Here is a 24,932-nt window from a genome sequence, read left to right on the forward strand (position 1 = left end):
CGCCGTGCCCGCGGGGACCGGAGCCGGACGGCTCCGGTCCCCGCGCGGTTCGGCGGCGGTCAGAGCGACCACACGTAGGCGTGGTCGGCCGCGGTCACGACCGCGAGCACCACCAGATCGGCCACCCCGAGCGCGAGCCCCAGTACGGCCCGTCCCCGGCGGGCGGTGCCCTGGAACAGTGCCATCGAGCCCAGCGCCAGGGCGGCGGGGCCGAGGACCACGCTGAAGACCAGCAGGCCCACCAGTCCGAGGACGAACGACGCCGCCGCGACGCCGTCCGAGTGCGCGCGGCGCGGCGCGGCGGGTGTCCCGGGCATCCCTCACCCCTCCCTGCGGCGCGCCACGCGCCGCCGCACCGCGTACAGCGCGAGCCACACGACGATGACGGCGGCGAGGGCGACGCTCACGGGCAGCGGCAGATGCGCGACCGGTCCGAGCAGCAGCCCGAACAGGGCCAGTGCGACCACCAGGAACAGCATGCCGGTCCTTCCCTGTGCTCCGATTCCGGCGTTTAGTGAACAGTTGTACACGGAGCTTCTGCCCACCACCCGGCCCGGAAAACGCGGACCGGCGCCCCGCGGGGAGCCGGGACGCCGGTTCGGCCGGAAAACGCCGCGCCGCTCAGGCCGTGAGCACCCGCAGCGGTGTGCCGTCACGGAAGGCCGTGATGTCCTCGACCGCGTGCCGGTAGAAGACCTCGTACGTCGCCTCCGTGACGTAGCCCAGGTGCGGCGTGAGCAGTGTGCCGGGCAGGGTCCGCAGCACGTCCCCGGCGGGCAGCGGCTCGGTGTCGTACACGTCCAGTGCCGCACCGGCGATCCGGCGCTCGCGCAGCGCGGCGACCAGCGCCGGGGTGTCGACGAGCGGCCCGCGCGAGGTGTTGACCAGCAGCGCCGTGGGCTTCATCCAGCCCAGCTCCTCGGCGCCGACCAGACCGGTGCTGCGCCCGCTGAGCTTGTAGTGCACGGTGACGACGTCGGACCGCGAGAACAGCTCCCGCTTGCCGACCGCCCGTGCGCCGCACGCGGTGGCGTGCTCCGGGTCGAGATTGGCGCTCCAGGCCAGGACGCGCATCCCGAAGGCGGCGCCGATCGCGGCGACCCGCGCGCCCAGCCGGCCCAGCCCCACCACCCCGAGCGTCCGGCCGTGCAGGTCCCCGCCGATCGTGTGCTGCCACTTCCCGTGCCGCATCCCGGCCGTCTCCTCGGGGATGTGCCGGACCAGCGACAGGACGAGCCCCCAGGTCAGTTCGGCCGTGGCGTGCGGGACGCTCTGCGTGCCGCACACCGTCACACCGTGCCGACGGGCGGCGTCCAGGTCGATGGACGCGTTCGCCATCCCGGTGGTCACCAGCAGGCGCAGCGCCGGCAGCGCCGCGAAGCGCTCCTCGGTGAAGGGCGTGCGCTCGCGCATGGCGACCACCACGTCGAAGCCGTCCAGCGCCTCGGCCAGCTCGGCCGTGCCCGCGATGTGATCGTGGAAAAAGACCACCTTCGCTCCCAGCGCGTCCCAGTCGGCGAACCGGTGCGCAGCCTTCTGATAGTCGTCCAGGACGGCGATGCGCATGGTGCGTGCTCCTCGGCTCGATCGGTCGAACGGGTGTGTCCAGGGCCTGTCCCAGTATCTGCTCGGAAGCGGCCGGAACCGAACGAGGGGTGGGCACGGGGAGACACCCGGCAGGCGGCGCCGGCTGCGCCGGTGGCCCCGCTCGGCGCAGCAAAGTCACATCACAGCGCCATCAGAGTCGGCGCTGGGGATCGCCCCAGGCCACGAGCGCTCCGGCATCGCCTGCTCGGTCCAGATGCACTTGCCACCGGGGACGTAGCGGGTGCCCCAGCGCTGGCACAGCGCGGCCACCAGCTGCAGCCCGCGACCGCCCTCGTCGGTGTCGCCGGCGTGCCGGATCCGCGGGGTGCTCAGACTGCCGTCCGACACCTCGCAGACGAGGGTACGGCTGCGGATCAGCCGCAGGTTGATGGGGCCCTTGGCGTGCCGCACCACGTTGCCCACCAGCTCGCTGGCGATCAGCTCGGTCGTGGTGACCAGTTCGTCCAGGCCCCAGGCGTCCAGTCGGCGGCGGACGTGCTCGCGCGCCTCGCCCGCGGCGAGCGGGTCCTCGGGCAGGGACCAGGTGGCGACGTCACCCGGCGCCAGGGCGTGCGTGCGGGCGATGAGCAGGGCCGCGTCGTCCCCGGCGTGCTGCTGGTGCGGGTCGAGGGCCGCGGCCACCTCGTCGCAGAGCCTCCCGAGCCGTTCGGCCTCGCCCCGGCGGCCCTCCGCGGGCCGAGTGGGCGCCGCGGCCCGCGCGCCGGTGAGGGCCTTGGCCAGCCCGGCCATGCCGGTGTCGATGTCCCGGCGGGAGGACTCGACCAGTCCGTCGGTGTAGAGCACCAGCAGACTGCCCTCCGGGATCTCCAGCTCCACGGTCGCGAACGGCGGTGTGGCCGCGCCCAGCGGGGCGTCCGGCGAGTGCCCGGCGAAGTGGACGGTCCCGTCGGGCAGCACCAGCGCGGGCGGCGGGTGCCCGGCCCGGGAGAAGGTGCAAGTGCGGCCGGCCGGGTCGTACACCGCGTACAGGCAGGTCGCGTAGAAGTCGTCCCCCAGGTCGCTGACCAGGTCGTTGAGGTGCGCCAGCAGTTCGTCGGGGGACAGTTCGAGACCGGCGAGCGTGTGCACCGCGGTGCGCAGCCGCCCCATCGTCACGGCCTCGGAGATCCCGTGCCCCATCACGTCGCCGATGACCAGCGCGACCCGGTCGGCGGAGAGCGGGATGACGTCGTACCAGTCCCCGCCGACCGTCGTCCCCTCGACGGCGGGCAGATAGCGCGCCGCGGCGCTGACCGCCGGCAGTTCGGGCAGCAGACGCGGCAGCAGGCCGCGCTGCAGCTCCTGTGCCCGCCCGTGCTCGGCGTCGTACAGCCGGGCCCGCTCCAGGGCCTGGGCGACCAGTCCGCTGAGCGCGGTCAGCAGGGTGCGCTCCTCCTCGCTGAACGGGCGCGGCTCGGAGAAGGAGACGACGCAGGAGCCGACCGCCTTCCCGGAGACGATCAGCGGGAGGAAGGCCCAGGCGTGTTTCTGGGACCACTCCTGGAAGGCGATCCGGTGCGGGTATCTCTCCCGGAACTCCTTCGCGGAGGTGATGTAGCGGGGCACGCGGTCACGGATGGCGTCGGCGCCGGGGCTGTCCTCGGTGAGCCGGGTCCGGCTGAGGCGTTCCATCAGGCCCGGGGGGTAGCCGACGAAGCCGGCCACCCGGAGCAGGTCGCCCTCCAGCGTCTTGATGATCAGCCCGGTGGCGTCGAACAGCGGCAGCACGCGGTCGGCGACCGCGGCGACGACGTCCTTGACGGTGACGGCCTCGGCGAGCGCGGTGGTGAGCCGGCCGATGTGCGCGGCGCGGTCGGCCGCGGCGCGTGCGGCTTCGGCGCGGGCCTCCTCCGCCAGCCGGCGCTCGGTGACGTCGGTGAGGTAGAGGGTCAGGCCGTCGGGCACCGGCATGACACGCAGGTGGTAGCGGCGCTCGCCGCCGTCCCACTCGACGTCCACGCTGACGGTCGCGTCGCCCTCGGCCGCCCGCCTGCAGTGCCTCTCGAGCCCCGAGCCGGGCACCCCGGGCAGGCCCCACAGCACCTCGCCGACCAGCGGCCGCCTCGCCCCGAGCAACCGCTCCGCCTGGGGGTTGGCGAAGGCTATGCGGCCGTCGTCGTCGACCGCCAGGAAACCGTCGCTCATGTGGCGCAGGGCCCGGCCGACGGCGTCCATCGCGACCCGGGTCTCGGTGCTGTCCCACAGCACACCGGCGAGCCGGACGGCCTTGCCGTCCTCGCCGAGCACGCTGCGGCCGCGGGCCTGCACCCAGCGGAAGCTCCCGTCGGGCCGGCGGACCCGGTACTCCCAGGCGAAGCCGCCGGCGGCGCGGGCGGCTTCCTCGGCGTCGGCGATCACCCAGGGAAGGTCCTCGGGGTGGACCAGTTCCACCCAGGTCTCCAGCCGCCCGTCGTACATCTGCGGGGACATCCCGAAGACGGAGCGCGCGGTCTCGTCGAGGTAGGCCTCGCCGGTGCGGACGTTCCACTCCCAGGTGCCGATGCCCACGTCGGAAGGGGTCTCCCGGGGCCGGGAGCCCGAGCCGCCCTCCGCCAGGCGCCAGCGCTCGCGCGACTCGACAGCCGCCGTCCGGCCCAGCCGCTCCGACACCCACGCGGCGATCTCGCCCAGCAGCTCCCACTCGCCGGGTCCCGGTGGCGCGGCGTTCGCGGTCACCACCGAGAGCGCGCCGAGCGAGTCCTCGGGGCCGGGGAGCGGTACGGAGGCGAGTCCGGACCTGCCGGGCAGCGGGCCGGGGGTCGTCTCCGTCGTGGGCAGCCACACCGGTTCGCCGCCGGTCGCCGCGCGCCCGGGCGCGGTGCCGTCCTGCGGGGGGAGGAAGAGCCAGCCCCGGGTGAGGTTCCGGGGCAGGCCACTGCTCGCGGCCAGGCGCAGGGACACTCCGCCCCGGGCCTCCTGCCCGCGCAGGTGGACCAGTCCGCCCAAGCCGTTCAGCGCCGCCACGGCCTGTTGCAACCCCAGTCGCAGCGCCTCGCGCTCGCCCTGTTCGTCGCCCGAGGACCGGAGCAGCCCGAGCCGCTCCGCTCCCGGCTGCTCGAGCGGCGCTTCAGGCTCCTGGGCGGCGGCTTCGTTCGGGATCATGCCCTCTTCTCTTCGGCTCTTCCTCCGAAGGCCAACATAGCGCCGGGCGCGGGCACCGTCAGCGCGAAGCCGTATCGATGGCCTGGGCGGCTCTCAGCAGGTGGCGCGCCCCCTCGCACGGTGCGGATGAGCGACTGGTCGGTGTCGCCGAGCTTGCGGCGCAGGTAGGAGACGCAGGTCCCCACGATCCCGGACTCGCCCTGGAAGCCGCAGCTCCACACGGCGTCGAGGGTCTGGCCCTTGGACGCCACCGGTCCGGGTTCTCCAGCAGGAAGCGGAGCAGCGCGCGAACTCGGTCACCGAGACCTGGACCGGCCCGCCGCGCCGCCACACCTCGTGGGTGTCCGCGTCCGGCTGGACCCAGCCCGCGCGCAGCCCGCGCCCGGCGGGCTCCCGGCGGGCTCCCGGCGGGCGGCGGGTGATCGCCCGTCAGATGGGCGTCCGGGGGTGCGGGGGATGCCTTGACAGGGGTGGGGGGCACCTCCACACTGATGTTGCGTCAACCGCAATCAGTTCCGCCATACGCACCGAGGTGTCATGATGATTCCCGTGTGCCGGCTCGCGGATCTCCCGCGTGGCGAGGCTTTCCGGCTCGAAACCGACCCGCCCGTCGCGGTGTTCCACACCGATGAGGGCGAGCTCTACGCCGTCGACGACACCTGCACCCACCAGGACGCGTCGCTCGCGGACGGCTGGCTGGAGGGGTGCGAGGTCGAGTGCCCGCTGCACGCCTCGAAGTTCGACCTGCGGACGGGCGCGGTGGACGCGCCCCCGGCCAGGCGACCCGTGCGGACGCACGAGGTCGTGGTCGAGGACGGCGTGATCCACGTACGCCTGTCGGTCCCCGGCCCCGGCTCCCCGCCGTGCGCGGCCACCCGGCTCGCCGGGGGAGCCGGGTGAGAGCGGTCCTCGTGGTCGGCGCCTCGCTGGCGGGGCTGTCGGCGGCGCGGGCGCTGCGCGCCCAGGGGTACGACGGTCGGCTGGTGGTCGTGGGGGATGAACCGCACCGGCCCTACGACCGGCCACCGCTGTCCAAGGAGTTCCTCGCCGGACGGGCCGACGAGGCGGCCCTGGGCCTGGAGGCGGACGGCGAGGACCTGGGGGCCGAATGGCTGCTGGGCGCCCGGGCCGTGGCGCTCGACCCGGGCGCACGGGGCGTCAGGCTCGCGGACGGCCGCGCCGTCACCGCCGACGGCGTCGTCATCGCCACCGGGGCCGCGGCCCGTACGCTGCCCGGCGCTGCGGCACGGTCCGGTGTGCACACCCTGCGCACCCTGGACGACGCCCGCGCGCTGCGCGCCGATCTGGCGCGCGGTGGGCGGCTCGTCGTCATCGGCGGCGGCTTCGTCGGGGCCGAGGTCGCCTCGACCGCCTACGCCCTCGGCCTGGACGTCACCGTCGTCGAGGCGGCGCCCACCCCGCTGTCGGGGCCGCTCGGCGAGACCATGGGCGGTGTCGTTTCGGGCCTCCACGGCGACCACGGCGTACGGCTGTTGTGCGGCACGGGGGTGCGGGGGACCGAGGCGGACGGCGCCGGGCGGGTGGCGGCCGTGCTCCTGGCCGACGGCCGCAGGCTGCCCGCGGACACGGTGGTCGTCGGCATCGGGGCGCGCCCCTGCGTGGACTGGCTCGCCGGGTCCGGGATCGGGCTCGGCGACGGTGTCCGCTGCGGGACGGACGGGCGGACGAGCCTGCCGGATGTCGTCGCCGTCGGCGACTGCGCCGCCTGGTACGACCCGGCCGCCGGCACGCACCACCGCGTGGAGCACTGGACGGGCGCCCTGGAGCGTCCGGCCGTCGCCGTCGCCGCGCTGCTGACCGGCGGTGCGGGTGCGCCACGGGCCCCGCGGCCGCCGTACTTCTGGTCCGACCAGTACGGCGTGCGCATCCAGTTCGTGGGCCGTGCCGAGGGGGCCGACACCGTCGCCGTCGAGGAGGGCGCCCCGGAGGAGCGCGACGTCCTCGCGGTCTACCGCAGGGGCGGGGTGCCGGTCGCCGTACTGGGGATGAACCGGCCCCGCTCGTTCACCCGTTGGCGCAAGCGGCTGGCCGCCGCGGCGTCTTGACAGCGCCGGTCCGGCGCCACATCCTGCAGTTGCGCAGTGCACACTCCGTTGCTCATTACACAACATTCGCAAGGAGTGCCCGTGACCCCGACCGGTCTGCCGGACAGCCTGATCGCCACCCTCCCCGGCTCCTACTACACGGACCCCGGGATCTTCGTCCAGGAGCAGGAGCGCATCTTCGAGGCGATGTGGTTCTGTGTGGCGCGCTCCTGCGAACTCGGCAGGCCGGGCGCCTTCAAGGCGGTGGACGTCGGCCGCGAGAGCGTCCTGGTGACCCGGTCCCGGGACCACGCGGTGCGCGCCTTCTACAACGTGTGCCGGCACCGGGGCGCCCGGCTGCTCACCGAGAAGGCCGGCGAGGTCAGGCGGGCTTTCCAATGCCCGTACCACGCCTGGACGTACGACCTGGACGGCAGGCTCGTGGCGGCGCCCAACCTCACCAAGATGCCGGACGTTGGCCGCACCGAGTACGGGCTCGTCCCCGTCCACGTCCGCGAATGGCTGGGCTACGTCTGGGTCTGCCTGGCCGAGGACCCGCCCTCCTTCGAGGAGCAGGTGGTCGGCGAGGTCGTCACCCGCCTGGGGGACGCGGAGTCCCTGGACCGCTACGGCATCCAGGACCTGAGGGTCGGCCGGCGGATCGTCTACGACGTCAGGGCCAACTGGAAGCTCATCGTCGAGAACTTCATGGAGTGCTACCACTGCGCCACGATCCACCCCGAACTGACGGAGGTGCTGCCGGAGTTCGCCGACGGCTACGCCGCGCAGTACTACGTCGGCCACGGCGCCGAGTTCGCCGCGGACGTGCAGGGCTTCACGGTGGACGGCTCGCCGGGACTGGATCGCATACCCGGGGTCTCCGCGGCCCAGGACCGGCGCTACTACGCGATCACCATCAAGCCCCAGGTCTTCGTCAACCTGGTGCCCGACCACGTGATCTTCCACCGCATGTACCCGGTCGCCGCCGACCGCACGGTCGTCGAGTGCGACTGGCTCTACCTGGAGGACGTCGTCACCGCGGGCAAGGACGTCAGCCGCTCGGTGGAGCTCTTCGACCGGGTCAACCGCCAGGACTTCGAGGCCTGCGAGCGCTGCCAGCCCGCGATGGGCTCCCGGCTCTACGCCAAGGGCGGGGTCCTGGTCCCCAGCGAGCACCACATCGCCGGCTTCCACGACTGGGTGCACGAGCGCCTCGGCACGCCTCAGCCCAGGTAACCCATGCGATGGCTGATCTCGGCGGCCCCGGCGACCAGCAGCGGCGCGAGCTCGTGCATGCGCTCCGGCGTGAAGCGGTACGAGGGGCCGGAGGCGCTGACGGCGGCGATGACCTCGCCGTCGTGGGAGCGGACCGGGGCGGCCATCGCGTGCAGTCCGATCTCCAGTTCCTCCAGCGTCCAGGCGTACCCGCGCTCCCTCGCCTCGGCGAGGTTCTTCTCCAGCCTCGTCCGCGAGGTGAGGGTGTGCGGGGTCAGCTTCTCCAGGCCCGCCTCGGTGAGGAGTTCCGCGCGCCGCGCCGCGGGAAGGTGGGCGAGCAGGATCTTGCCGCTGGAGGTCGCGTGCAACGGCGTGAGCCGGCCCACCCAGTCGTGCGCGGTGACCGCCGCCGGTCCGCGCACCTGATACAGGTTGATGGCGAAGTGCTTCTCCATCACGGCGATGTTGACGGTCTCGCCGATCTCCTCGGCGAGCCGCTCGCACACCGGCCGGCCCTGCTGCGTGATGTCGATGCGGCCGGTCACCGCGCCGGCCAGCCGTACGATGCCGAAGCCCAGCCGGTACTTGCCGCGCTCGCCCGCCTGCTCCACCAGTCCGCGCGCCTCCAGCGCGCCGAGCAGCCGGAACGCCGTGGACTTGTGGACCTCGATCTCGGCGGCCACCTCGCTCACGCCCGCCTCGCCGCGCCGCGCCAGGATCTCCAGCACGCTGATGGCCCGGTCGACGGACTGGACTCCGCCCGGCTGCGCACCGCTTGTTTCGGTATCCGCGCTGAGGTTGCTCACAGCGAAACTATACGCGCGGTAAACAACGGCGTGAGGGTCCCGCGGACGGAGCCCGGGGAGAAACAAGACCGAAACCCCGGTGGCAAGTTGCGCGGTTCGCAACCTGGTGCGCATAGCGGCACCGTACTAGCATGCTGCGCCAGTCCACCCGTCGACCGCGCCAACGACACCAGCGAGACAGGTGAGACCGGCGAGACACGCGAGACCAGTGAGACGAGGCTGACATGGCTCCCGTTCAGTACGACTTCGTCATCGTCGGTGGGGGATCCGCCGGCTGCGCCCTCGCGAACCGGCTCTCCGCCGATCCCGGCAACCGCGTCCTGGTGCTGGAGGCCGGCCGTCCGGACTATCCGTGGGACGTGTTCATCCACATGCCGGCGGCGCTCACCTTCCCCATCGGCAGCCGCTTCTACGACTGGGGCTACGAGTCGGAGCCCGAGCCCCACATGGGCGGACGGCGGATCTACCACGCCCGGGGCAAGGTGCTCGGCGGCTCCAGCAGCATCAACGGCATGATCTTCCAGCGCGGCAACCCCATGGACTACGAGCGCTGGGCCCAGGTCCCCGGCATGGAGCAGTGGGACTACGCCCACTGCCTGCCGTACTTCCAGCGCATGGAGAACTGCCTCGCCGCCGATGCCGACGACGAGTTCCGTGGCCACGACGGTCCGCTCGTCCTGGAGCGCGGTCCCGCCTCCAGCCCGCTCTTCCCCGCCTTCCTCAAGGCGGTCCGGGAGGCGGGCCACCCGCTCACCGACGACGTCAACGGCTACCGCCAGGAGGGCTTCGCGCCCTTCGACCGCAACGTCCACCGCGGCCGCCGGCTCTCCGCCGCCCGGGCCTACCTGGACCCCGTGCGCCGGCGTCCCAACCTCACGGTGCGGACCCGGACCCTGGTCACCCGGGTCCTGTTCGAGGGCAAGCGGGCCGTCGGCGTGGAGTACGAACGCCGCGGGGGCGCCCGCGGGCAGGTGCGCGCCCGCGAGGTGGTCCTCTGCGGCGGCGCGATCAACTCGCCCCAGTTGCTGCAGCTGTCGGGCGTCGGCAACGCGGCGGAACTGGCCGCGCTCGGCATCGACGTCGTCCACGACCTGCCCGGCGTCGGCGAGAACCTTCAGGACCACCTGGAGGTCTACGTCCAGTACGCCTGCACGCAGCCGGTCTCCATGCAGCCGTACCTGGCCAAGTGGCGCTACCCGTTCATCGGCCTGCAGTGGCTCTTCCGCAAGGGTCCCGCCGCCACCAACCACTTCGAGGCCGGCGGCTTCGTGCGCGGCAACGAGGACGTGGACTACCCCAACCTGATGTTCCACTTCCTGCCCATTGCGGTGCGCTACGACGGCTCCGCCCCGGCCGGCGGCCACGGCTACCAGGTGCACGTGGGGCCGATGTACTCCGACGCGCGCGGCTCGGTGAAGATCAGGAGCGCCGACCCGCGCGAGAAGCCCGCGCTGCGCTTCAACTACCTCTCCACCGAACAGGACCGCCGCGAGTGGGTCGAGGCGGTACGTGTCGCCCGCGACATCCTCGGCCGGCCCGCGCTCGCCCCCTTCAACGGCGGCGAGATCTCGCCCGGCCCTGGCGTCGAGACCGACCAGGAGATCCTGGCGTGGGTGGCCAAGGAGGGCGAGACCGCCCTCCACCCGTCCTGCACCTGCAGGATGGGCACCGACGAGATGGCCGTGGTAGACCCCGCCGGCCTGCGGGTGCACGGTGTGGACGGGCTCCGCGTGGTCGACGCGTCCGTGATGCCCTACGTGACCAACGGGAACATCTACGCGCCCGTGATGATGATCGCCGAGAAGGCGGCCGATCTGATCCTCGGCCGGGAGCCGCTGCCGCCCTCGAAGGCGCAGTACTACCGGCACCGCGACGCCGCCGCCAACTGACCTCGCCCGGTGCGGCGTTCACCGGATCCAGAGATGCCGTACGCGCCGTGCGACCCCTTGACGGCCGGTGGGCGTTCGGACAGGGTGTTCCATCACAAGCAATTCGATGCGCTATGTGCAACGAAGCGAGGACTCCGCGCGTGGCAGACCTGTATCTGGACGGAGAGTGGCGCGAAGCGGCGGCCGGAGGCCGCCGGGAGATCCGCTGCCCCGCCGACGGAGCCCTGGTCGCGACGGTCTCCGAGGCGACCCGCGCCGACGCGGAGGCCGCGGTCGCCGCGGCCCGCGCCGCCTTCGACCACGGCCCCTGGCCGCGCACCCCGGAACGCGAGCGCGGCGCCCTCCTGCTCCGCACCGCCGCCATCATCGAACGGGACGCCAAGGACTTCGCCCGCGCCGAATCCCTCGACACCGGCAAGCGGCTCGCGGAGAGCGAGTACGACATCGCCGACGTCGTCGCCTGCCTGCGCCACTACGGCGGGATCGCGGGCACCGGTGCCGGACGCGTCGTCGACACCGGCCGCGACGACGCCGTCAGCCGCGTCGAGTACGAGCCGGTCGGCGTCTGCGCCCTGATCACCCCCTGGAACTACCCGCTGCTACAGGCGTCCTGGAAGGTCGCGCCCGCGCTCGTCGCGGGCAACACGGTCGTCCTCAAGCCCAGCGAGCTGACCCCCTCCACCTCCGTGCTGCTGATGCGGGCCCTGGAGGAGGCCGGACTCCCGGCCGGGGCCGCCAACCTCGTCCTCGGCGCGGGGCCGGAGGCCGGCGCCCCGCTCACCGAGCACCCCGGCGTCGACATGGTCTCCTTCACCGGCGGCCTGGAGACCGGCAGACGCGTGATGGCCGCGGCCGCCGCCACGGTCAAGAGGGTCGCCCTCGAACTCGGCGGCAAGAACCCCAACGTGGTCTTCGCCGACGCCGACTTCGAGACGGCCGTGGACTTCGCGCTCACGGCCGTCTTCCTGCACTCCGGGCAGGTCTGCTCCGCCGGGGCCCGGCTGATCGTGCAGGACACGGTGCACGACGCCTTCGTCGGCGAGGTCGTACGGCGCGCCTCGGCGATCCGCCTCGGCGGCCCCTTCGACCCCGCGGCCGAGACCGGCCCGCTGATCTCCGCCGCGCACCGCGACAAGGTCGAGGCGTACGTCGCCGCCGGGATCTCCGAGGGCGCCGTGCTGCGCTGCGGCGGCGCCCGCCCCGCGGACCCGGCACTCCAGGACGGCTTCTACTACCCGCCGACCGTCCTCGACGACTGCGACCAGGGGATGAGCGTCGTCCACGAGGAGTCCTTCGGGCCGGTGCTGACCGTCGAGCGCTTCACCGACGAGGACGACGCCGTACGCATCGCCAACGACACCGAGTACGGCCTCGCCGGCGCCGTCTGGACGCGGGACGCCGGGCGCGCGCAGCGGGTCGCCCGCCGGCTGCGCCACGGCACCGTGTGGATCAACGACTACCACCCCTACGTACCGCAGGCGGAATGGGGCGGCTTCGGGCACTCGGGCGTGGGCCGGGAGCTGGGACCGACCGGCCTGGACGAGTACCGCGAGCCCAAGCACATCTGGCAGAACATCCGACCCAGGCCGCAGCACTGGTTCCGCGGCTGAACGCCGAAGAGAGGCCGACCGTGACCCCAGCACCGACCGATGTGCCGCAGCGGCGCGGCGCGTCCCACGACGAGGCTCAGGACCAGGACCGGGACCGGAACGCGGTCATCTCCGTGCGCGGGCTGTGGAAGGTGTTCGGGCCGAAGGCCGACCGGGTACCGGGGTCGCAGGAACTGTGCGGGCTCGGCCGCCGCGAGCTGATGGAGCGCACCGGCTGCACCGCGGCCGTGCGCGACGTGCACTTCGACGTCGCGCCCGGCGAGGTCTTCGTCGTGATGGGCCTGTCCGGCTCCGGCAAGTCGACGCTGGTGCGCTGCCTGACCCGGCTCGTCGAACCCACCGCGGGCGAGGTCGTCCTGGAGGGCGAGGACATCCGCGCCGCCGACGCCAAACGGCTGCGCGAACTGCGCCGCAACAGGTTCTCGATGGTCTTCCAGCACTTCGGCCTGCTGCCGCACCGCCGGGTCGTCGACAACGTCGCGTACGGTCTGGAGATCCGCGGCATGGGCAGGGCCGAGCGCACGAAGCGGGCCCTGGAGGTCGTCGCACTTGTGGGCCTGGCGGGCTACGAGAACTCCTACCCCGACCAGCTCTCCGGCGGCATGCAGCAACGCGTCGGCCTCGCCCGGGCGCTGGCCGGGGACCCCGGCATCCTCTTCTTCGACGAACCGTTCTCCGCGCTCGACCCACTGATCCGGCGCGACATGCAGAACGAGGTCATCCGGCTGCACCGCGAGGTCGGCAAGACGATGGTCTTCATCACCCACGACCTGTCCGAGGCCCTCAAACTCGGCGACCGCATCCTCATCATGCGCGACGGCAGGACCGTGCAGTGCGGCACGGGCGACGAACTGGTCGGCGCCCCGGCCGACGACTACGTGCGCGACTTCGTCAAGGACGTACCGCGGGCCGACGTGCTGACGCTCCGCTGGATCATGCGCGACCCCCGGCCCGACGACGCCCTCGACGGCCCCGAACTCGGCCCGGGCGTCGTCGTCCGCGAGGCGACCCGGGCCGTGCTCGCCGCCGAGAAGCCGGTCAGGGTCGTCGAGGACGGACGGCTGCTCGGCGTCGTCGGCGACGAGGAGATCCTCGCCGTCGTCGCGGGCGGGGAAGGCGGCGCGTGATGGCGGTCGTCGCCTCGGGGGCGCGGGAACGGCTCGCGCCCGTCCGGCTGCGCCGCCGGGTGGTCGTGGCGGGCATCGTCGTGCTGTGGCTGGTGCTCTTCGCACTCCTGCGCGGCCGGCACACGCTCGCCCTCGCGGCCGCCGACCTGACCTCGCTGCACCGCTGGTTCAACGACGTCAACGACACCATCGGGGCGGACCGCAACAGCAATCCGCTCTTCCTCTACTTCTTCAACGAGATCCGGCTGGTCATCGACACCCTGGTGACCTTCGTCCAGACCCTGATCTCGCAGCCGGCCGACGGCCGCCCGGTGCCGCAGACCGGATGGCTCGGCGTCGTCGCCATCGCCGGCTACGTCTCCTGGGCGATGGGCAACTGGCGCGTGGCGCTGCTGGCCGTGGCGGGCTTCACCTTCCTCGGGCTCCAGGGCCTGTGGCAGGAGAGCATGGACACCCTCGCGCTCACCTTGTCCGCGGTGCTGGTGGCGCTGCTGTTCGGCATCCCGCTGGGCGTGTGGGCCGGGTTGTCGTCGCGGGTGAACCGCGTGGTGACACCGGTGCTCGACTTCATGCAGACGATGCCGGCCTTCGTCTACCTGGCCCCGCTCACCCTCTTCTTCCTCATCGGGCCGGCCTCCGCCACCATCGCCACCCTGATCTACGCTGCGCCGCCCGCCGTCCGCATCACCGCGCACGCGATCCGCTCGGTCCCAGCCACCACCGTGGAGGCGGCGGAGTCGCTCGGTTCCACCAGGGCGCAGACCCTCACCAAGGTGCTGCTGCCGATGTCCCGGCGCACCGTGGTGATGGGCGTCAACCAGACGATCATGGCGGCCCTGTCCATGGTGACCATCGCGGCCCTCATCGACGCCCCCGGCCTCGGCAAGACCGTCGTCCAGGCACTGCAGTCGCTCGACGTCGGCACCGCCTTCAACGCCGGCCTCGCCATCGTCGTCATGGCCATCGTCCTGGACCGGGTCACCACCGCGGCCGCCGCCGGGACGGAGCGGGCGCGGCGCCCGGGCGGCCGGCTGCGGCGGTGGCGCGGGCCGCTGACGGCGGCGGGCGCCGTGGCCGCGGCGGTCGCCGCCTGGCTGTCCCACACCTACGTCTGGGCCGCGGAGTTCCCCGGCGAGGGCGCGGCGGGACTCCGGCTGGCGAGCGCCGCCGACACCGTGACCACCTGGGCACAGGACCATCTGTCCGGGGCCACCAACGGCATCCGCGACGCGCTCACCACCGCCCTCCTCAACCCCTTCCAGACACTGCTCACCGACTCCCCGTGGTGGCTCACCGGCCTCGTGCTCGTGGCTTTGGGCGCGGTCCTCGGCGGACTCGGCGCCGGCGCCACCGCCGCGGTGTGCGTGGGGCTGCTGCTGGGCACCGGCCTGTGGCAGGACGCGATGACCACGCTCGCCTCGACCGTCGTGGCGACGCTGCTGGTGATGCTGCTCGGGATCACGGTGGGCGTGTGGATGGGCCGCAGCGCGCTCGCCGACCGGATCGTCCGGCCCGGCCTGGACGCGGCGCAGGTCATGCCGCCCTTCGTCTACCTCGTGCCCTTCCTCGCGCTGTTCGGCGCGAGCCGCTTCACCGCGATCGTGGCGGCCGTCGTGTACGCCGCGCCCGTGACGATGAAGATCGTCGCCGACGGCGTACGGGGCGTGCCGGAGACGACCGTGGAGGCGGCGACGGCCGCCGGGTCCGGCACCTGGCAGCTCGTCACCAAGGTCCAGCTGCCGATGTCGCGCGGCGCCCTGGTTCTCGCGACCAACCAGGGCCTGATCTACGTGCTGTCGATGGTCGTGGTGGGCGGCCTGGTCGGTGCGGGCGCCCTCGGCTACGACGTCGTGGCCGGCTTCTCACAGGGCGAGCTCTACGGCAAGGGGCTGGCGGCGGGGCTCGCCATCGTCTTGCTCGGCGTGATGTCCGACCGGATCACCCAGGCCGCGGCCGGGCGCACCACCAGGGTGCCCGGCGGGCGCTAGGCAGGAGGCGGAAGACACATGACAACACACCCCCCGACGGCGGACGGCCGGTCCGTGCGATGGCGTGCCGGGGCGGCCGGAGCCGCGGTGCTCGGGCTCGTCCTGACCGGATGCGGCGGTGCCAAGGTCGGCGAGTCGGACGCCGGTTCCGGCAGCTCCTCCGGCAAGTGCGGCACCTTCAACCTGGCGGTCAACCCGTGGGTCGGCTACGAGGCGGACGCGGCGGTCGTGGCGTACGTCGCCGAGGAGAAGCTGGGCTGCACGGTCAGGAAGAAGGACCTCAAGGAGGAGATCGCCTGGCAGGGCTTCGGCACCGGCGAGGTCGACGCGATCCTGGAGAACTGGGGCCACGACGACCTGAAGAAGAAGTACATAGAGCAGCAGAAGACCGCCGTCGAGGCCGGCCCGACCGGCAACAAGGGCGTGATCGGCTGGTACGTGCCGCCGTGGCTGGCGGAGAAGTACCCGGACATCACGAACTGGGAGAACCTCGGCAAGTACGCCGACAAGTTCCGCACCTCGGAGTCCGGCGGCAAGGGCCAGCTCCTGGACGGCGACCCGTCGTACGTCACCAACGACGCCGCCCTGGTGAAGAACCTCAAGCTGGACTTCAAGGTCGTGTACGCGGGCAGTGAGACCGCGCTGATCCAGGCCTTCCGGCAGGCCGAGGCCAAGAAGCAGTGGCTGCTCGGCTACTTCTACGAGCCGCAGTGGTTCCTGTCGGAGGTCCCGCTCGCCAAGGTGGAACTGCCGCCGTACGAGGCCGGCTGCGACGCCGACGCGGAGAAGGTCGCCTGCGACTACCCGGTCTACGACCTGGACAAGATCGTCAGCAAGAAGTTCGCGGGCTCCGGCAGCCCGGCCTACGACCTGGTGAGGAACTTCAACTGGACGAACGAGGACCAGAACCTCGTCGCCAAGTACATCGCCGTGGACAAGATGACCCCCGAAGCCGCCGCCGAGAAGTGGGTGAAGGCGAACCCCGGCAAGGTCGACGCCTGGGTCAAGTAGCCCCGCAGCGTTTCGCACCCCACCACCCCATCGCGTCGTTCCCGTGCCCGGCGGGCTGTTCCGACAGCCCGCCGGGCACCGTCGTTCCCGGGCGTCGCCCTGCCGTCGCGCAGGCCCCGAGGGGGCCTGCGGCCGCCCTTCTCCCGCCCCTGGCGGGCCTCTTGACACCCTCTCCGGCGCCCGGCACATTGAGTTGCGCAACCTGAATCATGTTGCGCTGACAGCAACTGGGAGGTGTGGCGATGACGGGACCCCGCGTGGTCATCATCGGAGCGGGCGTCGTGGGGGCGGCGCTGGCCGACGAGCTGTCCTCCGCCGGCTGGACCGACATCACGGTCGTCGACCAGGGCCCGCTCCCCGCCACCGGCGGTTCCTCGTCCCACGCCCCCGGCCTGGTCTTCCAGGCCAACCCCTCCAAGACCATGACCGGACTCGCCCGCTACACCGTCGAGAAGCTCTGCTCCCTCGACGTCGACGGACAGCCCTGCTTCCTCCAGGTCGGCGGCCTGGAGGTGGCCACCACTCCGGAGCGCCTGACCGAACTGCACCGCAGGCTCGGCTGGCTGACGTCGTGGGGCGTCCAAGGCCGGGTCGCCGGGCCCGACGAGTGCGCCGCGCTCCACCCCCTGCTGGACCGTTCACGCGTCCTGGGAGGGCTGTTCGTCCCCACCGACGGCCTCGCCAAGGCCGTCCTCGCCGTCGAGGCGCAGACCCGGCGCGCCGCCGCGCGCGGCGTGCGCTTCCTCGAGCGCCACGAAGTCCTCGCCGTCACGCAGGACGACGGCCGTGTCACCGGGGTGGTCACCGACCGCGGCGGCGAGCTCGCGGCGGACGTGGTCGTCTGCTGCGCCGGGATCTGGGGCCCCAGGGTCGCCCGGATGGCGGGCATGGAGCTGCCGCTCACCCCGCTCGCCCACCAGTTCGCGTGGACCGGCCCCGTCCCCGCCCTGGCGGGCCAGGCCGCCGAGGCCGTCCGCCCGATCCTGCGCCACCAGGACGCCGGCCTCTACTACCGCGACCGCCACGACCGCATCGGCATCGGCTCCTACGGTCACCGCCCCATGCCGGTCCACGCCGACGACATCGCCGCGTTCGGCGCCTCGGACGGGATGCCGTCCGTCGTGGAGTTCACCGAGGACGACTTCGCCGGCGCCTGGACCGAGACGCGCTCCCTGCTGCCCGCCACCCGCGACGCCAAAGTGGAGGAGGGCATCAACGGCCTCTTCTCCTTCACCACCGACGGTATGCCGCTGCTCGGCGAGTCGCCGCAGGTGAAGGGGTTCTGGGTCGCCGAGGCCGTCTGGGTCACCCACTCGGCCGGCGTCGGCCGGGCGATGGCCGAATGGCTGGTGGACGGCCACTGCTCGTCCTTCGACCTCCACGAATGCGACGTCAACCGCTTCGAGCCGCATCAGCTCGCCCCCGACTACGTGCTCGCCCGCGGCTGCCGGAACTTCGCCGAGGTCTACGACATCATCCACCCGCTCCAGCCCACCGGCGCCCCGCGCCCGATCCGCACCAGCCCCTTCCATCCCCGCCAGCAGGAACTCGGGGCGTTCTTCCTGGAGGCGAACGGCTGGGAACGGCCGCAGTGGTACGAGGCCAACGCCGCAGCGGTGGCGGGCCGTTCCATCCCCACCCCCGGCGACTGGGCGGCCCGCTACTGGTCGCCGGTCGTCGGCGCGGAGGCCCAGGCCACCCGGGAGACCGTCGCGCTGTACGACATGACCGCGCTCAAGCGCCTGGAGGTCGGCGGGGGCGGCGCCGCCGCCTTCCTGCAGCGGCTCACCACCGGCAACGTCGACAAGTCGGTCGGGTCGGTGACCTACACCCTGCTCCTGGACCACGACGGCGGCATCCGCAGCGACATCACGGTGGCCCGCCTCGCCCATGACCTGTTCCAGGTCGGCGTCAACGGCAACCTCGACCTGGACTGGCTCACCCGGCACCTGCCCGCCGACGGCACCGTCGCGGTCCGCGACATCACCGCGGGCACCTGCTGTGTCGGCCTGTGGGGACCGCTCGCCCGCGAGGTCCTGCAGCCGCTCGCGGACGCAGACTTCTCCGACGCCGGGCTCACGTACTTCCGCGCCAAGCGGGCGCACGTCGGGGCCGTGCCCGTCACGGCGATGCGGTTGTCCTACGTCGGTGAACTGGGCTGGGAGCTCTACACCACGGCGGACCTGGGCCTCAAGCTCTGGGACACCCTGCTGGCCGCCGCCCGGCCGCTGGGCGGCGTTCCCGCCGGGCGCGGGGCCTTCAACAGCCTGCGTCTGGAGAAGGGCTACCGCTCCTTCGGTACCGACATGACCTTCGAGCACGACCCGTACGAGGCCGGCCTCGCCTTCGCCGTCAAGGAGGACAAGAACGACTTCACCGGCAAGGCGGCGCTCGCCCGGCGCCGGGAGGAGGTGCGGCGCAGGCTCACCTGCCTCACCGTGGACGACCCCCGCGCCGTGGTGATGGGCAAGGAGCCGGTGTTCGACGGCGACCGTCCCGTCGGCTACGTCACCAGCGCCGCCTACGGCTACACGATCGGCAAGGGCATCGCCTACGCGTGGCTGCCGGCGGAGCTCGCCGTGCCGGGGTGCGCCCTCGGCATCGGGTACTTCGACCGGCGCGTGGAGGCGCGGGTCGCCGCGGAGCCGTTGTTCGACCCGGCCATGTCCCGCCTCCGCGGCTGACACCCCGCGGACGGCACCACCGCGAGACCTCCGACGCCGCCGCTGAGAGGAAGCCCCGCGCATGAACCCGCTCACCGCCCGCCTGTCCGAGCTCGGCCCCGAGGCGCACGCCGCGCTGCGGGCCGGACCGGCCCGCCGGCGCTCCACCCTGGAGATGGCCCTCGACGGCCGGCAGGCCGAGGACCTCCTGCACCCCGTCGGCGCCACCGTCGACCGCAACGCCGTCCGCTTCGGACCGCGGCCGCCCATGGTCACCTCGGGGCTGCGGATCGGCACGCCCGCGCCGGCCACGCGCGGCTTCACCGAGGACGCCTTCGCCGAGGTCGCCGACATCGTCGCGCTCGCCCTGTGCCCCGGCCCCGACCTGCCCGCGCCGCGCGCCCGTACCGAGGCCCTCGCCGCCGCGCACCCGCTCCACCCGCGCCTGCCGCAGGACGGAGACGGCGCCCGATGACCCCCCTCACCCCGGGCGCCGGCCTTCCCGAGCACCCCGACTTCCTGTGGCGCACGCCCGAGCCCAAGCGCTCCTACGACGTGGTCGTCGTCGGCGCGGGCGGGCACGGCCTGGCCACCGCGCACTACCTGGCGCGCAACCACGGCATCACCGACGTGGCCGTGCTGGAGAAGGGCTGGCTCGCGGGCGGCAACATGGCCCGCAACACCACGATCATCCGCTCCAACTACCTGTGGGACGAGAGCGCGGGCATCTACGAGCACGCCCTGAAGCTGTGGGAGGGCCTGGAGGAGGAGCTGGACTACCCGATCCTCTTCTCCCAGCGCGGGGTGCTCAACCTCGCCCACAGCCTCCAGGACGTGCGGGAAGGCGTCCGCAGGGTCGAGGCCAACCGGCTGAACGGGGTCGACGCCCAGTGGCTCGACCCCGCGCAGGTGAAGGAGGTCTGCCCGATCGTCAACACCTCCCCCGACGTCCGCTACCCGGTGCTGGGCGCGACCTACCAGCCGCGCGCGGGCATCGCCAAGCACGACCATGTCGCGTGGGGCCTGGCCCGGTCGGCCGACGCCGCGGGGATCGACCTGATCCAGAACTGCGAGGTGACCGGCATCGACGTCAGCGACGGCCGGGTCACCGGGGTACGGACGAACCTCGGGCCCATCGCGGCGGGGAAGGTGGCGCTCTGCGCGGCAGGACACTCCTCGGTGCTGGCGCGAATGGCCGGTTTCGACCTGCCCCTGCAGAGCCACCCACTGCAGGCGCTGGTGAGCGAGCTGCTGGAGCCAGTGCACCCCACGGTCGTCATGTCCAACGCCGTGCACGTGTACGTCAGCCAGGCCCACAAGGGCGAACTGGTCATGGGCGCGGGTATCGACGCCTACAACTCCTACACCCAGCGCGGCGCGTTCCACGTGATCGAGCGGCAGATGGCCGCCGTGCTGGAGCTCTTCCCGGTCTTCGCCCGTGCCCACCTGCTGCGCACCTGGGGCGGCATCGTCGACGTCAGCCCGGACGCGTCACCGATCGTCGGTCTCACCCCCGTGCGCGGTCTCTACCTCAACTGCGGCTGGGGCACCGGCGGTTTCAAGGCCACCCCCGGTGTGGGCTCGGTCTACGCGCACACCATCGCCCACGACACCCCGCACGCCCTGGCCGCGCCCTTCTCGCTCGAACGATTCACCACCGGCGCGCTCGTCGACGAGCACGGCGCGGCCGCGGTCGCCCACTGAGGAGCCCGATCGATGCTGCTCATCCCCTGCCCGTGGTGCGGGCCCCGAGACGAGGCCGAGTTCCACTACGGCGGTCAGGCGCACCTCGCCTACCCGCCGGACCCGGCGGCCCTGACGGACGAGGAGTGGGCCCGCCACCTCTTCTTCCGCGACAACCCCAAGGGCCCCTTTGCCGAGCGCTGGATGCACGCCGCGGGATGCCGCCGCTGGTTCGACGCGGTGCGCGACACGGCGACGAACCGCTTCGCCGGCGGCGCCTCCCCGGCCCCGGCCCCGGCCGCCGTACCGGAACGCCCGCCCGGCCCCTCCGTGCCGCGCGCGCAGGCGGTCCCGGTCCCGTCCCTACGGCCCGCCCGCGACCCCGCGCAGCCCTTCCGGCTCGCCGAGGGCGGGCGGATCGACCGCGCAACGCCCCTGACGTTCACCTTCGACGGCGTCACGTACACCGGCTACCGCGGGGACACCCTTGCCTCCGCGCTGCTCGCGGGCGGGGTCATCGCCACCGGCACCGGCATCAGACTGGGGCGTCCGCGCGGCATCTTCTCCGCCGGGGTGGAGGAGCCCAACGCCGTGGTGCAGATCGAGGCCCCCTTCCCCGAACCGATGCTGCCCGCGACGACCGTCGAGCTGTACGACGGCCTCGTCGCCACGAGCCTGCCCGGTCAGGGCAGGCTCGCCACCGGTCCCGACCCGGCCCGCTACGACGCCGTCCACGCCCACTGCGACCTGCTCGTGGTCGGCGCGGGCCCCACCGGGCTCGCGGCCGCGGCCACGGCGGCCGGCAGCGGGGCGCGGGTGATCGTCGCCGACGACCAGCCGGAACCGGGCGGCAGCCTGCTGGGCAGCGGACAGCACCTGGAGTGGGTCGCGGAGACCGAGGCCCTCCTCGCCGCCGAACCCGGGATCCGCGTCCTGCGCCGGACGACTGTCTTCGGCCACTACGACGACAACCACGTCCTCGCCCTGGAGCGCCGCACCAACCACCTCGGCGCCGCCGCCCCCGCCCACGTCTCCCGCGAACGCGTCCACCGGGTGCGCGCCCGGCGGGTCGTGCTGGCCACCGGCGCGCACGAGCGCTCCCTGGCGTTCCCCGACAACGACCGCCCCGGCGTCATGCTGGCCGGCGCGGCCCGCGCCTACGTCCGCCGGTACGGGGTCGTCCCCGGCCGCCGGGCGGTCGTGTTCACCACCAACGACAGCACCGGTGCCGTCGCCCGCGACCTGGCCGCCGCCGGCGTGGAGATCGCGGCGGTCGCCGACGCGCGCGACGGCGTGTACGTCACCGGCACGGAGGGGACCGGCCGGCTGACGGCCGTGCTCCTCGGCGACCGGCGGATCGCGGCCGACCTGCTGCTGGTCTCGGGCGGCTGGAACCCCGTCGGCCACCTCTTCGGCCAGGCCGGCGGGGCCGTGCGGTACGACGAGGCCCGCGGCACCTTCGTCCCGGTTCCCGGATCGACGCACCAGGCTGTGGAGTTCGCCGCCACACCCGCCGAGGGCGTCGCGGCCGCCGCCCGGGCGCTCGCGGCCGAGGGCTTCACGCCGGGCCGGCCCGGCGTCCCGCCGGCGCAGCCGGACCCCCGCCGCCTGCCGCTCACCCTCTTCGACGTGCCCGTACCGGCCCCCGGTCCGCGCTTCGTCGACCTGCAGCGCGACGTCACCGTGGCCGACCTGCGGCGCGCCACCGGGGCCGGGATGCGCTCGGTGGAGCACACCAAGCGATACACCACCGCGGGCACCGCGAACGACCAGGGGAAGACCTCCGGCGTCCTGGCCTCGGGCGTCGTCGCCGGCCTGCTCGGCGTGGAGGTGTCCGCCCTCGGCACGACGACGTACCGCCCCCCGTACGCGCCGGTGTCCTTCGCCGCGCTCGCGGGCCGCGACCGGGGCGCGCTCCACGACCCGGTCCGCGTGACGGCGCTGCACGGCCGCCACCTCGCCGGCGGCGCGGTCCTCGAGGACGTCGGGCAGTGGAAGCGCCCCCGGTACTACCCGCGCCCCGGCGAGGACATGGCGGCCGCCGTCCTGCGCGAGTGCCGGGCCGCACGCGAGGACGTGGCCTTCATGGACGCCTCGACCCTCGGCAAGATCGACGTCCAGGGCCCGGACGCCGCGGAGTTCCTGGACCGGATGTACACCAACCTGATGTCCACCCTCCGTCCGGGCATGATCCGCTACGGCGTCATGTGCCGCCAGGACGGCATGGTCTTCGACGACGGCACCGTCATCCGGCTCGCGGAGGACCGCTTCCTGGTGACCACCACCACGGGCAATGCCGCGGCGGTCCTGGACTGGATGGAGGAGTGGCTGCAGACCGAGTGGCCGGAACTGCGTGTCCACTGCACCTCGGTGACCGAGCAGTGGGCCACCGTCGCCCTCGTGGGCCCGCGCTCCCGCGAGGTGCTGGGCGCACTCGCCCCCCAACTGGCTGTAAGCAAGGCCGAGTTCCCCTTCATGGCCTGGCGCGACGCCGTGGTGGCGGGGCTGTCGGCCCGGGTGTGCCGGATCAGCTTCTCCGGGGAGCTCGCGTACGAGATCAACGTGTCGCCCTGGCGGGCGACGGTCCTCTGGGAGGCGGTGCGGGCCACCGGAGCCACCCCGTACGGCACCGAGACCATGCACGTGCTGCGCGCCGAGAAGGGCTATCCGATCGTCGGCCAGGACACCGACGGCACGGTCACCCCGCAGGACCTAGGCATGGGCTGGGTCGTGTCGAAGAAGAAGCGCGACTTCATCGGCAAGCGGTCGCACGCCCGCACCGACACCGCCCGCCCCGACCGCAAGCAGCTCGTCGGCCTGCTGCCGGAGGACCCGGGCCTGCTGCTCCCGGAGGGCACCCACCTCGTCGCGGAACCGGTGCCGCCCGCGCCGCCCGTCCCGGCCCTCGGCCACGTCAGCTCCAGCTACCGCAGCGCCGCCCTCGGCCGCACGTTCGCGCTCGCCCTGGTCAAGGGCGGCCGGGAACGGGTCGGGGAGCGGCTGTACGCACCCGTCGACGGCCGTCCGGTGCCCGTGACCGTCGCCTCCCCCGTCCTCTACGACCCCGAGGGGGCCCGCCGCGATGGCTGACACCGTCACCCACCTCAGTCCGCTGTCGGCCGCGGCCGGCCGGCTCGCCGCCGTGAGCCGCGCGTCGGGAGGCGCCCTGCACCTGGCCGAACTGCCTTTCCTGACGCAGATCGACCTGCGCCTGGACCCCGGGGGCCCGGCCGCCGAGCCCACCGGGCTCGCCCTGGGCGCGCCGCTGCCCCTGGAGCCGTGCACCGCCGTTCGCACCGGGGACCTGGCGGTCCTGTGGCTCGGTCCCGACCAGTGGCTCGTCGTCGGTTCGCCCGGTACCCAGGAGGACCTGGAGGCCCGGCTGCGCAAGGCCGCGGGCGAGGCGCACGTCTCCGTCACCGACGTCTCCGCCCAGCGCACCACCCTGCTGGTCTCCGGCCCCCGCGCCCGCGACCTGCTGGCGCACGGCTGCTCGCTCGACCTGGACCCGCGGGTGTTCACCCCCGGCAGTTGCGCGCAGACCACCCTGGCCCGCGCCCAGGTGGTGCTGGTGGCCCGGGAGGAGGCGAGGGCGGGCTTCTGGGTGCTGGTCCGTTCCTCCTTCGCCGGCTACCTCGCCGACTGGCTGCTGGACGCCGCCGCGGAGTACGTGTGACGTGGACCGCACGGCCCCGTCTTAACTTGAATCCCGGATTCGTATTATCTAGCCTCAAGGCATGCGCCTGACGAAGTCCACAGACCTCGCGCTCCGTGCGGTGATGGCCCTCGCCGTCAAGGACGAGCCGTCCACCGCCCGGGACGTGGCCGAGGCGATGCGGGTCCCGTACTCGCACCTGGCCAAGGTCGTGGCCCGGCTGCAGCACCTGGGGGTCGTCGAGACCCGCCGCGGGCGCGGCGGTGGCCTGGAGCTCACCGCCGCCGGACGGACGGCCTCGGTCGGCCGGCTGGTGCGCGAGCTGGAGGGGGTCGGCGATGTCGTGGACTGCGAGGGCGATACGCCCTGCCCGCTGGCCGGTGCCTGCCGGCTCCGCGGCGCGCTGCGCCAGGCGCAGGAGGCCTTCTACGCCTCCCTGGACCCGCTGACCGTCACCGACCTGACCGCCGCACCCACCGGACCCGTTCTGGTGGGGCTGATCGGCTCCGGTCCGCCCGGCCCGCTGGACTGATCCGATCCACCTGACCACC

The 24,932-nt window shown here is 73.3% G+C and carries 19 protein-coding genes and 1 pseudogene; 14 read left to right on the top strand and 6 right to left on the bottom strand.

The genetic code is table 11. The features are described from left to right. Positions 1-59 precede the first annotated feature (59 nt). The 5 genes from ACRWNP_RS11525 to ACRWNP_RS11545 all read right to left on the bottom strand — a co-directional run bounded on the left by ACRWNP_RS11525 (position 60) and on the right by ACRWNP_RS11545 (position 4,940). Positions 60-317, bottom strand: a complete 258-nt coding sequence (locus ACRWNP_RS11525) for a DUF4190 domain-containing protein (protein ID WP_431960994.1) — start codon at positions 315-317, stop codon at positions 60-62. A 3-nt stretch (positions 318-320) separates the two neighbouring features. After that, positions 321-479 carry a hypothetical protein gene (locus ACRWNP_RS11530; protein ID WP_431960995.1) on the bottom strand — a complete coding sequence of 53 codons (159 nt, stop codon included), beginning with the start codon at positions 477-479 and terminating at the stop codon, positions 321-323. A gap of 142 nt (positions 480-621) precedes the next feature. After that, positions 622-1,566, bottom strand: a complete 945-nt coding sequence (locus ACRWNP_RS11535) for a D-2-hydroxyacid dehydrogenase family protein (protein ID WP_431960996.1) — start codon at positions 1,564-1,566, stop codon at positions 622-624. A 156-nt stretch (positions 1,567-1,722) separates the two neighbouring features. Then, positions 1,723-4,689, bottom strand: a complete 2,967-nt coding sequence (locus ACRWNP_RS11540) for a SpoIIE family protein phosphatase (RefSeq protein WP_431960997.1) — start codon at positions 4,687-4,689, stop codon at positions 1,723-1,725. Further along, positions 4,686-4,940: a winged helix-turn-helix domain-containing protein gene (locus ACRWNP_RS11545; protein ID WP_431960998.1), complete on the bottom strand. Its 255-nt coding sequence runs from the start codon at positions 4,938-4,940 to the stop codon at positions 4,686-4,688. Before ACRWNP_RS11545 ends, ACRWNP_RS11540 begins: the two co-directional genes overlap by 4 nt. A gap of 286 nt (positions 4,941-5,226) precedes the next feature. On the opposite strand from ACRWNP_RS11545, the gene ACRWNP_RS11550 reads away from it, so the two are divergent. From ACRWNP_RS11550 to ACRWNP_RS11560, 3 genes are all read left to right on the top strand, one after another. After that, a complete protein-coding gene (locus ACRWNP_RS11550) occupies positions 5,227-5,589 on the top strand; it encodes a bifunctional 3-phenylpropionate/cinnamic acid dioxygenase ferredoxin subunit (RefSeq protein ID WP_431960999.1) in 363 nt (120 codons plus the stop codon). Continuing rightward, positions 5,586-6,755 (top strand): NAD(P)/FAD-dependent oxidoreductase, encoded by a 1,170-nt coding sequence (locus tag ACRWNP_RS11555; protein ID WP_431961000.1) that lies wholly within the window; start codon positions 5,586-5,588, stop codon positions 6,753-6,755. The genes ACRWNP_RS11550 and ACRWNP_RS11555 overlap by 4 nt, the downstream gene beginning before the upstream one ends. An 81-nt stretch (positions 6,756-6,836) precedes the next feature. Next, positions 6,837-7,970 carry an aromatic ring-hydroxylating oxygenase subunit alpha gene (locus tag ACRWNP_RS11560; RefSeq protein WP_431961001.1) on the top strand — a complete coding sequence of 378 codons (1,134 nt, stop codon included), beginning with the start codon at positions 6,837-6,839 and terminating at the stop codon, positions 7,968-7,970. Here ACRWNP_RS11560 and ACRWNP_RS11565 read toward each other — a convergent pair. Then, positions 7,958-8,755, bottom strand: a complete 798-nt coding sequence (locus ACRWNP_RS11565) for an IclR family transcriptional regulator (protein WP_431961002.1) — start codon at positions 8,753-8,755, stop codon at positions 7,958-7,960. The genes ACRWNP_RS11560 and ACRWNP_RS11565 overlap by 13 nt on opposite strands. Positions 8,756-8,979: 224 nt before the next feature. Here ACRWNP_RS11565 and betA point away from each other — a divergent pair, with 224 nt between their 5' ends. From betA to ACRWNP_RS11620, 11 genes and pseudogenes are all read left to right on the top strand, one after another. After that, a complete protein-coding gene (gene betA / locus ACRWNP_RS11570; protein ID WP_431961003.1) occupies positions 8,980-10,644 on the top strand; it encodes a choline dehydrogenase in 1,665 nt (554 codons plus the stop codon). Between the two features lie 140 nt (positions 10,645-10,784). After that, positions 10,785-12,254, top strand: coding sequence for an aldehyde dehydrogenase family protein (locus ACRWNP_RS11575; RefSeq protein ID WP_431961004.1), 1,470 nt, complete (start codon positions 10,785-10,787; stop codon positions 12,252-12,254). Between the two features lie 20 nt (positions 12,255-12,274). Then, entirely contained in the window at positions 12,275-13,381 is a 1,107-nt protein-coding gene (locus ACRWNP_RS11580; protein WP_431961005.1) for a quaternary amine ABC transporter ATP-binding protein, read from the top strand. Next, positions 13,381-15,369: an ABC transporter permease subunit gene (locus ACRWNP_RS11585; RefSeq protein WP_431961006.1), complete on the top strand. Its 1,989-nt coding sequence runs from the start codon at positions 13,381-13,383 to the stop codon at positions 15,367-15,369. The genes ACRWNP_RS11580 and ACRWNP_RS11585 overlap by 1 nt, the downstream gene beginning before the upstream one ends. 18 nt (positions 15,370-15,387) lie before the next feature. Next, entirely contained in the window at positions 15,388-16,380 is a 993-nt protein-coding gene (locus ACRWNP_RS11590; RefSeq protein WP_431961007.1) for an ABC transporter substrate-binding protein, read from the top strand. 242 nt (positions 16,381-16,622) lie between these two features. Then, the gene (locus ACRWNP_RS11595; RefSeq protein WP_431961008.1) at positions 16,623-19,064 is read left to right on the top strand and encodes a GcvT family protein; all 2,442 of its coding nucleotides are present in this window, start codon (positions 16,623-16,625) and stop codon (positions 19,062-19,064) included. Positions 19,065-19,224: 160 nt separating this feature from the next. Continuing rightward, positions 19,225-19,518, top strand: a pseudogene (locus ACRWNP_RS11600) (serine hydroxymethyltransferase); the annotation flags it as partial. Continuing rightward, on the top strand, positions 19,515-20,747 hold the full coding sequence (locus ACRWNP_RS11605; RefSeq protein WP_431961009.1) for a sarcosine oxidase subunit beta family protein: 1,233 nt from the start codon (positions 19,515-19,517) through the stop codon (positions 20,745-20,747). The pseudogene ACRWNP_RS11600 and the gene ACRWNP_RS11605, both read left to right, overlap by 4 nt. A gap of 12 nt (positions 20,748-20,759) precedes the next feature. Beyond that, on the top strand, positions 20,760-23,816 hold the full coding sequence (locus ACRWNP_RS11610) for a sarcosine oxidase subunit delta (protein ID WP_431961010.1): 3,057 nt from the start codon (positions 20,760-20,762) through the stop codon (positions 23,814-23,816). Continuing rightward, entirely contained in the window at positions 23,809-24,402 is a 594-nt protein-coding gene (locus ACRWNP_RS11615) for a sarcosine oxidase subunit gamma (protein WP_431961011.1), read from the top strand. The genes ACRWNP_RS11610 and ACRWNP_RS11615 overlap by 8 nt, the downstream gene beginning before the upstream one ends. A 61-nt stretch (positions 24,403-24,463) precedes the next feature. Next, positions 24,464-24,913, top strand: coding sequence for an RrF2 family transcriptional regulator (locus tag ACRWNP_RS11620; protein WP_431961012.1), 450 nt, complete (start codon positions 24,464-24,466; stop codon positions 24,911-24,913). Positions 24,914-24,932: the final 19 nt, after the last annotated feature.

The sequence above is a fragment of the Actinacidiphila sp. bgisy160 genome, from assembly GCF_965342435.1.
In the GTDB taxonomy this organism is placed as follows: Bacteria; Actinomycetota; Actinomycetes; order Streptomycetales; family Streptomycetaceae; genus Actinacidiphila.